A 12,415-nucleotide genomic window follows, 5' to 3' on the forward strand; every position below is an offset into this window, starting at 1 on the left:
GTGATACGCGCGCACGCTAACAAACAGAGGAACGATTTGGATTTGAGGCTAAGTCACTAGTGGTGTGTTTTCGTGGAAATCATAGGTCGGGAAATAACCAGAAATGGATGCTGTGAATCACGATAAGGGATAACGCTAACCGCCTTGCTCTATCAGCATAAATTTTGCCATTGTTCAGTAAACAGATTCCTCAAAAACAGGTATGATAGTGTCGTTTTTAATCCTGAACTGGGAAAGTCATGGCAAAGTTAACACTCCAAGAGCAAATGCTTAAAGCTGGCTTGGTAAATGAGAAAAAATTAAAGAAGGCGAAGAAGGGCTCTAAAAAGTCTCGCGTTCAGTCTCGTGAAGCAAAAGCGGCAGCAGAAGAAACTAAACTGGCGCAGCAAGCGAAAGACAAAGAGTTAAACCAACAGTTGAAAGAACAACAGTTGAGCAAAGAAATTAAAGCTCAAGTGAAGCAACTGATTGAGATGAATAAGATCGAACAGAAGAATGGTGAGATCAAATACAACTTCACCGATGGTACGCTAGTTAAATATCTTTACGTAGAAGATCTGACTCAAAAGCAACTCAGTAAAGGTATCCTAAGTATCGCGCGTCAAGGCGAAAGCTATGTAGTTATCCCTACTGCGGTAGCGAACAAGATCGCGATGCGTGACGAAGAATCTATCGTTGATACTCAAGCTTCAAGCTCAGATGAAGTAGACGAAGATGACCCGTACAAAGACTTCGTGATCCCAGATGATCTAATGTGGTAGTCCTCGACTAAACCACTATCTAATTCGTCAATTACTTGTGGCGTTGAAGAAGTATTAAAAGCCCCGATGTGTCTTACATCGGGGCTTTTTCAATGTTGGCAACTGCATAGAATTATTTACGGGCTCATCTGAACCGGTCGTGTCTCTATATTTGAGAAACAATTCATTGCCGGTGTCTCACTTACGACCGCTTTACTGATAGGTAAGTAAGTAGGTAAGCAAGCAAGTAAGTTACCGACTAAGGCTTTGGCCAGCTAATCGGCAACAATGTCTGCGATGTCGAACGTTGAGTCTTGTTGGTTGTTTTTAAGTTGATGATATTCGAGCTGATATTGCTCATAGCCATCAAAATAGCAGTCGCCGATTTCATTGCGTGGGCAAATTTGTACATCGTCTCTTGCGACCAGTTCAGTTGAACAAGATGGGCAGTGTTTCATAGATCCTCCTGATGGAATCCCAGTGTATAACCGGCCCCATTAACTCAAACTTTTGTTTCGTTGTGATTTCATTTTTAAGTTACGCAACGGGTTTATTTGTCATAAACCAGCCCTTTGCTATTGTGGTTAATCACTAACAAAGGGCCAGTTGTATACGACGTTTATTGATTGCAAACTGGCTTTTTGAGCCTTTTTTATTGGATGCTACATATATTGAAGCGAGAGCGACTGCCACCTCCAAGCATTCTTACATTGTCTTTTCTTCCTAGCGATTTCCAGGCCGTGCTTTCTTCTGCGCTGAGGTTTGATGGTTGGTAATCCAAGTTAGCGTATCGCGATACCACTACTTGTTTTTGCATGTTTTCTGAAAGATTGTCGATAATATTGGTTGTTACTTTGCCGTCAGAGTAGGCCATCACTAACACTTCGTCATTGTCTTCCAGTGCCGAGGTTAGGGCTGTTTGGTTGCCTTCGTTGTACTGAACATCTCGATAACCTTGTGTCTCGCCTGTTCTTTGACCGGAAATTGCTCGATACAGCAGGTTCTTTTTCCGTTTCTTTAGCGAGCCCAGTGGCGTTTCATTCGCGGCACTGTATAGGTTGACCACTTTAATGTCGTTCTGAGCTGCGTATTTTAAAATGGAACTTTGGTTACTAAGGCCTCTTCGTGTAAGCGCTGGCGAGTTTTGCAGGCTTTGAGAAAGACGCTGTTCGGTAGCGTCAACGATAACAATCGCTGGCTTGTTCCCTTCACTTAATGACTTTTGGAGTGCTTGTTTAACTTCTATATGAGCTTGCTTTCCTTCTACGGTATCCCATTTAGGGGCATGCTGAGGTGTTGCAGATGGTCTAGTTTCAAGGGCATAGGGTTGATAGTCGTAGTGCTCTTTTGGCCAATAAGTATTGCGCTTCGCTTTTCCTAGATCATCAGCCAAATGAAACTCGCTCACTACTTTTTCATTTTTTAAATACGCCTTAGCCTTTTCTTGTTCCAGTGCTTTCCAATGGAAATACATATCTTCGCGAAGGTTGATCATTGATTGTCTGGCACTACTGATTTCCGTTACAGGATCTCGCCCATTTTCAGCATTGTTGTAGTGTGTAATTCCTGTCGTTTGGTACTCATAATTCGGAATGACATATTCTGTGATTTGGTTGGTGTCGGGATGTCGATGAGACAAAGGTGTACTGCCTTGTGGAACAGCGCCAGAAGCAAAGTCTCGAGCGTGGATGAGCTCATGTCCTAAAGCGACAGTTTGATCAAATGGTGTGTTCTTTCCTGGAATGTTAACCATTTCTGTGGTGGAGAAGAGTATTGTATTCGATACACCTTTACCATTGAATTGTCGTTGCCATGCCAGTGAAGCTTTTTGTTGATCTTCGAATATCGAAGGTACTGTCTCGAATAGTCGGCCTGGGCCTTCAGGCTCCCTGATAACAGTGACAACAGTGGCCTTTGATTGATCGACTCCAACCGTATGTTCAACTAACGGTTCAACAGCATCATCGGGTGCATTTACTGGTTCGTAGGTCGCGATTTGTCGCAAAATCTCACGCCCTGTTGGCGATAGTTGCAGGTTGCGAATTAACACGCTCATGTCTGCAAGGTAGGCGTCACTCTTGGTTTGCACGTATAGATTTCTGGACATGCGATAGAGGTTTCCATAAGCCGTGGAATTGTATCCTTCGATGACTTTTACGCCGTCTGGAACATCATAAAAGAGTCCAAATTCAGATCCTTTTCCAGCAAATGTATGGCTTGAATTAATGAGCAGCAATAAGGTCAAAAAGGTTCGTGTAATGTTGTGTGTCATAGACTTATTCCTCTAATGCCAATTGAACTTCAATCCAATCTTCTAGCTCTCTAAGCAACATATGGTTGATGTGTGGAAGCATGGTAAAGTCATCCTCCTTAACGATGGCTCCTAGTTGCGTTACTGCTGTTTGAATATCTCCTTGGCTTAACGTGTTCTTGATATCAGCAAGGTGTGACCAAATCTGGTGGGTTGAGATTTCGCCAACTTGAAACGCAATGGTGTCTTGATGGTCTTGTGATAGATAGCTCAAATGCAGAGGTGATAGCGTGCTGTTGAACAGTTGATGTTTACTGTTGGTTGATATATTTGATTCTGACTGCTGATGCTGTGCGATTTGAAGATAGAGAGAAAGATCGCCCAATAAATACTGAAGTTGGTTGGCACTTGTCGCCTTCATAGCCTTTTCCGTTATGCTGTCAATAGCGCTTTGAAAGTTTCGCTCAAAGTGAGCGCTAGGTTGCGACATCATGTTATCGAGTATGTCTGCCATTTGAGGGGCATAAAACCTAAGGTTTGCTGCAGAGTAAACGCTAGGAAACGGTATCGAGTAATTGAGAGAGCGTATGTAAGACATTGAAATAGCCAGTTTGAATTGCGGCTGAATAAAGTATTTAAAAATTTCATATTGTTTGATTTGATCTAATACCCCACCACTTGGTCGTTCTGTTAGCAGCAGCTCGTACCAACGGCTAATCTGATACCAATTTGTACGATTGTCGGGGTTTGAACCGTCGATTCCTTTGCTTTCTAGATAATCCACTAAAGACGTTTGGTAGCTAAGAATCTCTATGTCAGTTAGCAGGGATAATTGCTGCTCAAACACCTGATTAGAGAGCTGGCCAGATATGTAGGCATTAGCAGTATTGATTAAGTGAGTTTTAAATAAGCCAGCTGGCCAACCATCAATAACTCTTGATGCAATATGCTCTTCGACATTAAGTTCAACCTTTTTTAGCAACACTTCTGATAACTCTGGGTCCTTTTTAGGGTGGTAAGTATCGTATAATGCACCAGAGTCTTTACACGCATCGACAGAGGCTTTAATGCCTCCTGGTACAATGGCAGGAACTCCCCAACATTCTCTGGCTGGGCGTATCAGTAAGGTAGCAGTTTTAAGTTGCTCTTCACTGAGATAATCAAGTCCCCAAACTTCGTTTGCATACTCTCTCAGTCCACTTTGCCTGACTTGAAATTCCAATGTACTTCGGTTGATTTTGCTGTGTGTTATGATCGATGCGACGTGAGGTTTTGACCTTTCTATTAGCCTTTTAACTATGTTCATTCTGTGCGTGGATAGTCGGCGTAAAGCGATTTCAACGAGCTCTCTTTTCTTGCTATGTAATTTTAAAGCGAGCGCGTGGTAGTCATCTTCGTTTAGGTTATTAACTAAATTGTCAATGCGTGAGGGCCCTTCAGTGCGAATACAGCGTTCTAGTTCTGTTAAAGAGGAGTGAACGTTTTGGCATAGAGGTTGGTGCAGATTTGATTCAGGCGATACATGAGCGATAGATTTCAACATTTCTAAATCAATGCGTGCCATTTGCTTAGAAAGTTGCCTATCGTATGCAGCGGTCAGTCGGCGATATTCTGTGTCAGCTTCAAGAAGTAAGTGGTCGACATACATTTCGGCACTCTGTAATACGTGATTGTCGTATCTGTTAAGTAGAGTAATTGCGTCCTCTTTTTTGTGATGGAAGCGATAAAAATCTGGCGAGTGGTCACTAAACACGTAATGTGATTGGCTTTCAAACTCTTCAATTTTTTCTTTCGCTGCGAAGTACTTAATATCATTCGACAATAGGTTTAACTCGTCACCAACGAGAGGAATGATGGAAAAAACAGAAGCGGCTTCATCAAGACGGGTAGAGGATTCCTGAGAAAATGTACTTACCATGTTGTCTAGCCAAAAGCCCACAGCGACCGCATCTCCAACTGGCCCTAAAACTTCCAGCGTAGAAGAGCCTACTTTACCGAGGCGGTTGAATAGACTTTGTTCGCTTAGTGTGCTTTCAAAAGTTTGCGGGACGCTCGCGAGTGCTTGTTCTGTTTGTGGCCAAGCTGCCGAAAAAGAGTTTGTATGAGCATCGTGTTCAAGTTCGCCTAGTGCAATGCCAAACTGTGGCTCTGAATAAACTTCGTTTCGAGCCCATGACGTTATTCGATTCTGGTTAATCGCGTTTAATGATTGAATATCTTGGACGTCGTCACTAAGACAAAATGCGACGGATAAGGGGCTATACACAATGGCAGCGAACCGCCATAAATGGATTTTCTTGGTCATATTTAGGTAGTGGCTTTCTTTGGTGGTTGGGAGGAAAAGCACTTCTCGAACAGTGTTCACGGACGACAGAGGGAACCTGCCCAGAACAGTTGTTGATTAAGTGTTTTGGTTTACTTGTGGATATGGAAGTAACACTAAGCTCACCACTGGAGTGATGAGCTTAGTGTTGGAGTACAGTTGTATTTTTAGTGTTGTGTTGGAGTAATCATTAGCTGAGCATCGTGATAACCGAGTCGATTTAGCGCGTTAGGGTCGAAATCGGTAACGACGGTTATATCGCCCGCATGGTAGGTTTTGTGGTTGGTTAATATGTTCACGACATCAAATGAATCGACAGACTGCTCCGCACCGATATCGATCATCCCGGAGTATTGTGACTCGGCACTAAACTGACCAGAAACATAAGAGTAGAAGGGGCGAACACTCGCGCCAGCGGCATATTGCATGCTGCTCAAACCATTGGTGTTGATTGCCCAACTCCAATCCCACCATTTCATTTCTCCAGGAATATAACGGTGATCCCATTGGTAACGGATATTCGCTTGTTCTTCAGTGTTGGTTCCCATTGTGAAGGTGTGAGAAATCGTCGGACGATTTGTCGGATGACTGCTGAGCGCGTTTCCGCTATGACGAAGGAAACCAGTAAAGTTAACGTTGTAACTTATGTTGGCCTTGATGCGGTAAGGATAAGAGATGGTAGAGCGTAAGAACTCGACTTGAAAGGGCAGTACTGAATTTGCGGGAACCGTAATGATAGCTTGCAGTTCGCTCAGTTCAGAACGAGATCCATTATTGGTATCAGAAAAGCGCTGTTCTTCCTCTAAAAGTACTCGTACGTCCGTTTTACCAACTTGTGGCCATTTAAAGTTATCAGAGATGATCACCGAATCAGCAAGGTCAAATCTATTGGTTTTGTGCCAACGAGTCGATTGTTCAAATTGAAGGTCAACGATGATTTGCTTAGGCTCGTTGCTTTCGTTGATTGCGTAGGCTGATACGGTTTTAATCAGTTCCTGAGCTGGCTCTAAAATCGTGCCGTGCGAAAATGCTTCGCTGTCTAAGGTGTAAGAGAAATTATCGACTGTGATTGTCGTCTTCTCATTACAACGCATGCCACTGCAGCTCCCGTCGTTATTCCCTTTTATCTCCCAACCATCGTTGAGCTGTTTGATTGACATGTCTTGACCGACATAGCGGGCATTGTTACCACCCACCCATGCAAAACCAAGATTGTGAGCCAAGTAACTTAGTGGTCTGATAAAGTTTCCGTTGTCGTTGACTAAAGCGCTTTGAACATCAAGGTTGTCGCTCTCTTGAATCGCTTGTTCATCGTAATAAGGGAGGCCCGCATCTGGCGAGTTTGGATAGCACCAAGTGTTGTCGTTTGCTTGCCCTTGTTTGATGAGTCCGTGATAGCCCGAGCCCATAATCTCCCAATCGTCCTGAAGGCCTACAATGTCCCACACGTTCATGCGAGAGATAAGAGCCGTTTTATGTTCTTGAGCTTCAAACTTATTAAGTGGGCGATAGTCTGAACGACAACTATCATCACCGAGTTTATCTAAGACGATCTGGTCTGAGTAAATCTTTGAATGAGCTGTAAAAGTTATTAAAGAGAGGGCAGCGCTGAATAGTATTGTTTTACTGACGTTAAGCATGAATAATTTCCTAAATGCCATTTTCTGGCTATTTTTATTAGAAGCGATTGTTAGATTATATTTATATTATTTTGAAGCCGAGGGCCCCTAGCGGTGTGTACTCTGTCATATAAAACAATGCCAAAAATACTGAATTAAATTGAAATAATTTTCTTTTTATTATCAGCTAGTTACGGTAATGGTTTTATTATTTTATTGATGGATATCTATGTAGGTGGTCATTCTGCTTAAAGGCTGACTTAAACCCTAAATAGATAAGCGGTTGGAGATAAAAAATGAAGGGCGGTGAGAGGGTAAGATAGGAGTATTTTGCGGTTGCTTTGAACTAAAAAATGCAACAAACAACCGTTCGATTGCTGCTGCATTTTGTTTGTAAACTGGAGCTAACTTAGCTGCTGATAATCTTCTGAGCTTCCAAGCAAGCGATTAAGCATCGCCTGGCTTTTCTCGCTTACTGTTCCAACCCATGAAGTTGTAGACATTGTATCGAGCGAAACCTATTTGCTCGTGCAGGGCAAAGTCTGTCACTGCAAAGTTGTACCACAGTGGCAGCCATGAAATCTGAGCCGCCATATAATCTGCTCTTACCGGAATTACGTTCAATCCGAAGTGGTTGAAGTAGAGCTCGCTACGGCGAATGTGCAGGCCTGATGACACCAAAACAACGTTGTCGAATTGATGATGCTTCATTAGGTCGCTCGTCAATTGCGCATTTTTCCAAGTGTTCACGCTATTTGGTTCTTGGATGATGTCGGCCATTGGAACGCCAAGCCTAAGCAGTTGCTGTTCATAAATCTCAGCCTCTGTGACGCCGTTATTCTGAGCATCACCCCCACTGATGACCACTTTGCATATGGTTTGCGCTTTTGCACAATCTTTATATTGGCTTGCGGTTTCGCTGATTCGGCCAAAAGAGAAAAAAGCTGGCTCGAACTCTTGTGTTCTTTCAATTAACTGCGTTCCCGCACCCAGAAGAACAATGGCGTTATTGTCAGACCATTGAATATCAGGCTTACTTTCATAATTCGCTTGTAGGTCGTCTAATAAATAACGAGGGATCAAACCTGAACCAATCAATACAAATGACGATATAAGAAGAAGAGATAAAAAATTAGAAGTTGCTCGCCATTGAAGTAAACGTGTAATGCCAACGAATAGCAGAAAAAGTAAAAGTATAATAAAGCTCATGAGGATCCCGTTATCGAACTGGTGCCAAGGTGGTGTCGCATGTTGAAGCGTTGCATCATATATCAATCATGTTGATACTTCATAGCTAACTCATTGTATTATTGAACAAATGCACGATTTCTTTCTATTAATTATTAATGCTCGCGATAGTAGTAACTAAAACGCTTTATTATTGTTCGATTAATCCCTCTTAAAATATAGGTATATAAATCAGGAGGGTTATTTAAACCTTACTCAATGCTATTGAATCTATTTTTGTTCATCAAATTCTAGTCATTCGAACCTTTACTTAAGTTATCAAAGTAATCCTGAACAAACTTAATGAACATCTGATGTTTCTTTGCTGGATATATGACTTGAGGGTAGAACAGATAAATACAGTTATCTTGTTGCAAGCATTCATTGGTAAGCACTCGTTCTAACTCTCCACGTTCAACCTCTTTTTCTACGTAATAACTCGCGATTCGAATGATGCCATTGCCTTTCATCGCTTGCTGTTTGAGTAAGTGGTTATCATTACTCGAGAGCCAGCCAGATACCTCAATGTTTGCTGATCGTAACGGCCATTCGGTTTGATGTAACGTCGCTAAGCATTGGTGATGTTTAAGCTCATTTGCATTGCTTGGGCGACCGAACCGATCAAGGTAACTCGGCGTCGCGACTAAGTCGTGCTGATAGGTAATCAAACGCTTGGCGATCATGTTTTCAGGCGGAGTGTTAGTGGCACGAAAGGCGATATCAATATCATCTTGGTTAAGATTGAAGTTGGTGTAACTGCTGTTTATCTCGAAGCGAACCTCTGGGTATTGCTCTCTAAATTGTTGGCAGATATCAAATAGGAAGACCTCGGTAAACATCTTTGGTGCTGTCAGCCGTAATGTGCCTTTAACGATGTCGTGTTGTTCTGAAACACTGCGTTCAAGTTGCAATACTTGAGATCGAATGGTTAAGCCTTGTTGTAAGGCTCGTTCGCCTTCTTGGGTTAATCGAACGCTGCGTGTCGTTCTTACAAGAAGAGGGCACTGTAAATCGCTCTCTAGTCGTTTGATTTGCTCTGAAAGATAACTCTTCGATATGCCAAGTTTCTCTGCTGCCTTGGTAAAGTTAAGTTGCTGAGCAAGCTCTACAAATAGGATCAGTCGTTCTATTCTCTTGTGCTCGTTCATGTGCGTGTTCCTTTAAAACGGGTTAATTCTATTGTTCGCCATATCAAACAATCAATTCGTAACTAGCATATTCTGTTTTCTAAAAAGAACAATATGATAGAGGCATATTTATTGGCATCAAACCTTCTAAGCGAGATCAGATATGACGAACAGCATTGATTCAACGAGCAAAGCAGATAATAAAAAGAACATTCCATTATCAACCTATCTAAAGAATGTTGGGCAAGTCGCCTATGGATGTATGGGGTTGGGTGGTGGTTGGAACGACAATCCAGTAACGGTGGCTGATGTAGCGCAAACACGCAGCGTAATTGACACTGCACTAGAATCAGGAATCAATCTGTTCGACCATGCTGACATTTATACCTTCAGCAAAGCCGAGCAAGCCTTTGGTCAAGCATTACAACAAGCGCCTGAGTTGCGTGAACAGATGTTCATTCAATCTAAGTGTGGGATTCGTTTTGAAGGCGAGGGCAATGTTGGTCGTTATGATTTCTCGGCAGATTGGGTTGGTCAATCGGTAGAGGGCATTCTGAATCGTTTGAATACGGAAAAGCTCGACGTGTTACTTCTGCACCGTCCTGATCCGCTAATGGAGCTCGATGAACTGGCAAGAACGCTAGAGAACCTGAAAGCACAAGGTAAGGTCGATTTCTTTGGTGTGTCGAATATGAACAGTCAGCAAATCCAGTATCTGCAATCTGCGTTAGGTCAGCCTATTGTCGCGAATCAAATTGAAATGAGCTTGGCAAAGCTTGATTGGTTGAATGATGGGGTGATGATTAACTCACAAGGTCACCATCAATCTGATTTTTCTGCAGGCACACTAGAGCATTGCCAAATGAAGGGGATCCAACTGCAAGCGTGGGGCTGCTTGGCGCAAGGTCGGTTTGCTGAGCAAGGTTTGTATTCAGAACATGAAAACGTGAAAAAGACCGCGCACTACGTGGCTCAGTTAGCAAGTCAATATGGTGTTGAAAGTGAAGCGATTGTGCTGGCGTTTTTACTTCGTCACCCTGCAAGTATTCAGCCTGTTATTGGCACGACTAATCTACATCGAATCAAAGCTTCTGCAGCTGCGACGCAAATCACCTTAAGTCGCGAAGAGTGGTACAACTTATACGTGTATTCACGTGGTCAGGCATTGCCATAAGGGATGGATATGTTGAATCAAAAAATAGTACAGCAACTCGTGTACAGTGCGCTCGATATTGCAGGGCATAACAACCAAGCAATTGCGGTGAGCGTGTGTGATACACATGGTGAACTGCTTGCGTTTTCACGAATGGATAACGTCAGCGTGCAAGCCGGTTTGTTAGCTCAAAACAAAGCCTATACCTCAGCACGAGATAGACAACCGAGTGGTAACTTGGGCGTATGGGCGAGGGCGACAGGTAAAGACTTAAGCTATTGGACAGATCCGAAAATCACCGGTTTTAAAGGTGGTGTACCTATTCAACATCAAGGGCAGGTGATTGGGGCGATTGGTATCAGTGGGTTGAGCGAAGACGACGATGAAGTATTAGCTGAAAAAGTAATTCAGCTGGTGCTTTAAGTTCTGCCGTTTACAAAGTCACTCTGATAAAAGACAGATAATAAAAAACCGATGCATTTGCATCGGTTTTTTTGCTTACTCATACCAAGAGCTTTAATCGCTCTTGGATACGGAAGTCGAACTAAGCGTTCGCTTGTTCCAACTCTTTTTGTTCTTTCTTACCCAGTATACGACTTGTAATTGTACCGGCTGTCATTGCACCTGATACGTTAAGCGCAGTACGTGCCATATCGATAAGTGGTTCGATAGAGATAAGCAGAGCTGCGATAGTCACTGGAAGACCCATAGCTGGCAGTACGATAAGCGCTGCGAAAGTTGCACCGCCACCCACACCCGCGATACCGAATGAGCTCACTGTGATAATAGCAATCAAAGACAGAATGAAGTTGATGTCCATTGGGTCGATGCCCACGGTTGGCGCAACCATGACTGCTAGCATTGCAGGGTAGATACCCGCACAGCCGTTCTGGCCAATTGTCGCACCGAAAGTTGCAGACAGGTTAGCAATCGCTGGTGGCACGTTTAGCTTAGTAATTTGAGCTTCGACGTTCAGTGGAATCGTTGCTGCAGAACTGCGTGAAGTGAAAGCAAATGTCAGTACAGGCCAGATTTTTTGGAAATATTCTTTTGGGTTTACGCCAACAAAAGAGACCAACACACCGTGAACAACAAACATCAGGATGATTGCGACGTAAGAAGCAACAATGAAACCTAATAGACTTAGGATGTCTGATGCACTTGATGTTGCGACAACTTTCGCCATTAACGCAGCGATGCCGTATGGCGTTAGTGCCATAATCATCTTAACTAAGCGCATTACGATAGATTGAGCCGCTTCAACGAAAGTGCGAATTGGTGACTCTAGCTCTTCTTTTTCAGCCATTACTTTACGAGCAGCAATACCTGTAAGCACACCGAAGATAACCACCGCGATGATGGAAGTAGAACGAGCACCGGTTAGATCTGCAAACGGGTTAGTTGGAATGAAGCTAACCAGCATTTGTGGAATTGTTAGGTCAGATACGCTTCCCATGCGGCTTTCTAGTGTTGCGATACGAGCCGTTTCACGAGCACCTTCTGTTAAGCCTTCTGCCGAAAGACCGAATGCTTGAGCTACTGCAATACCAACAATCGCAGAGATCGCCGTTGTTGCCAGTAATACTGAAATAGTGATGCCAGAAATTTTGCCCAGTGAACCGCCTTTCTCAAGCTTCACCACGGCAGCAATCATTGAAACCAATACTAATGGCATGATCACCATTTTTAGTAGGCCAACATAGCCACTGCCAACAACATTTACCCAATCCAACGTTTCTTTGATGACCGGGTTGCCTTCGCCAAATAGCAGCTGTAAGCCTAGGCCGAATGCGCTACCAAAAACTAAACCTAATAGAACAAGGCGAGAAAGTGTGTTTTCTTTTTTCTGCTGTCCGTAGAGAAAAAATAGAATACCAATGAATACCGCTAAGGCAGCGATAGTTGGGAATGACATTTAATGTCCTTATGAATTACTTCAGATTGATGGGTGGCCTAGATATATAGGCTTAAGTAC

Annotated in this window: 10 protein-coding genes; 3 read left to right on the forward strand and 7 right to left on the reverse strand. The window is 43.1% G+C overall.

Annotation, left to right across the window (positions count from 1 at the left end; all coding sequences use genetic code 11):
- Nucleotides 1-239: 239 nt before the first annotated feature.
- A complete protein-coding gene (locus OW495_RS01440) occupies nucleotides 240-761 on the forward strand; it encodes a DUF2058 domain-containing protein (protein WP_004734880.1) in 522 nt (173 codons plus the stop codon).
- Between the two features lie 254 nt (nucleotides 762-1,015).
- Here the strand turns inward: OW495_RS01440 and OW495_RS01445 are convergent, their stop codons facing one another.
- From OW495_RS01445 to OW495_RS01470, 6 genes are all read right to left on the reverse strand, one after another.
- Nucleotides 1,016-1,198, reverse strand: coding sequence for a hypothetical protein (locus tag OW495_RS01445; protein WP_017077989.1), 183 nt, complete (start codon nucleotides 1,196-1,198; stop codon nucleotides 1,016-1,018).
- 194 nt (nucleotides 1,199-1,392) lie between these two features.
- A complete protein-coding gene (locus OW495_RS01450; RefSeq protein ID WP_102513863.1) occupies nucleotides 1,393-3,012 on the reverse strand; it encodes a M91 family zinc metallopeptidase in 1,620 nt (539 codons plus the stop codon).
- 4 nt (nucleotides 3,013-3,016) lie between these two features.
- Complete coding sequence (locus OW495_RS01455) at nucleotides 3,017-5,296, reverse strand: hypothetical protein (RefSeq protein WP_289884560.1); 2,280 nt, start codon at nucleotides 5,294-5,296, stop codon at nucleotides 3,017-3,019.
- Between the two features lie 185 nt (nucleotides 5,297-5,481).
- Nucleotides 5,482-6,954: an aerolysin family beta-barrel pore-forming toxin gene (locus OW495_RS01460; protein WP_099166859.1), complete on the reverse strand. Its 1,473-nt coding sequence runs from the start codon at nucleotides 6,952-6,954 to the stop codon at nucleotides 5,482-5,484.
- A 426-nt stretch (nucleotides 6,955-7,380) separates the two neighbouring features.
- Nucleotides 7,381-8,142, reverse strand: a complete 762-nt coding sequence (locus tag OW495_RS01465) for a YdcF family protein (RefSeq protein WP_102535823.1) — start codon at nucleotides 8,140-8,142, stop codon at nucleotides 7,381-7,383.
- 269 nt (nucleotides 8,143-8,411) lie between these two features.
- A complete protein-coding gene (locus tag OW495_RS01470) occupies nucleotides 8,412-9,308 on the reverse strand; it encodes a LysR family transcriptional regulator (protein WP_102535822.1) in 897 nt (298 codons plus the stop codon).
- A gap of 142 nt (nucleotides 9,309-9,450) precedes the next feature.
- Here OW495_RS01470 and OW495_RS01475 point away from each other — a divergent pair, with 142 nt between their 5' ends.
- Together OW495_RS01475 and OW495_RS01480 are read left to right on the forward strand one after the other, a co-directional pair.
- Nucleotides 9,451-10,461, forward strand: coding sequence for an aldo/keto reductase (locus OW495_RS01475; RefSeq protein WP_102535821.1), 1,011 nt, complete (start codon nucleotides 9,451-9,453; stop codon nucleotides 10,459-10,461).
- A 9-nt stretch (nucleotides 10,462-10,470) separates the two neighbouring features.
- Complete coding sequence (locus tag OW495_RS01480) at nucleotides 10,471-10,863, forward strand: heme-binding protein (RefSeq protein ID WP_102535820.1); 393 nt, start codon at nucleotides 10,471-10,473, stop codon at nucleotides 10,861-10,863.
- Between the two features lie 121 nt (nucleotides 10,864-10,984).
- Here OW495_RS01480 and OW495_RS01485 read toward each other — a convergent pair whose 3' ends face one another.
- Entirely contained in the window at nucleotides 10,985-12,355 is a 1,371-nt protein-coding gene (locus tag OW495_RS01485; RefSeq protein WP_065103637.1) for an L-cystine transporter, read from the reverse strand.
- Nucleotides 12,356-12,415: the final 60 nt, after the last annotated feature.

It is taken from the genome of Vibrio sp. 14N.309.X.WAT.E.F5, from assembly GCF_030397615.1.
GTDB lineage: Bacteria > Pseudomonadota > Gammaproteobacteria > Enterobacterales > Vibrionaceae > Vibrio > Vibrio lentus.

Bases quoted from the DNA above. Each gene is read 5' to 3' on its own strand.
- OW495_RS01445 (WP_017077989.1), bottom strand. From the start codon at position 1,198: ATGAAACACTGCCCATCTTGTTCAACTGAACTGGTCGCAAGAGACGAT.
- OW495_RS01470 (WP_102535822.1), bottom strand. From the start codon at position 9,308: ATGAACGAGCACAAGAGAATAGAACGACTGATCCTATTTGTAGAGCTT.
- OW495_RS01485 (WP_065103637.1), bottom strand. From the start codon at position 12,355: ATGTCATTCCCAACTATCGCTGCCTTAGCGGTATTCATTGGTATTCTA.
- OW495_RS01440 (WP_004734880.1), top strand. From the start codon at position 240: ATGGCAAAGTTAACACTCCAAGAGCAAATGCTTAAAGCTGGCTTGGTA.
- OW495_RS01480 (WP_102535820.1), top strand. From the start codon at position 10,471: ATGTTGAATCAAAAAATAGTACAGCAACTCGTGTACAGTGCGCTCGAT.
- OW495_RS01450 (WP_102513863.1), bottom strand. From the start codon at position 3,012: ATGACACACAACATTACACGAACCTTTTTGACCTTATTGCTGCTCATT.
- OW495_RS01460 (WP_099166859.1), bottom strand. From the start codon at position 6,954: ATGCTTAACGTCAGTAAAACAATACTATTCAGCGCTGCCCTCTCTTTA.
- OW495_RS01475 (WP_102535821.1), top strand. From the start codon at position 9,451: ATGACGAACAGCATTGATTCAACGAGCAAAGCAGATAATAAAAAGAAC.
- OW495_RS01465 (WP_102535823.1), bottom strand. From the start codon at position 8,142: ATGAGCTTTATTATACTTTTACTTTTTCTGCTATTCGTTGGCATTACA.
- OW495_RS01455 (WP_289884560.1), bottom strand. From the start codon at position 5,296: ATGACCAAGAAAATCCATTTATGGCGGTTCGCTGCCATTGTGTATAGC.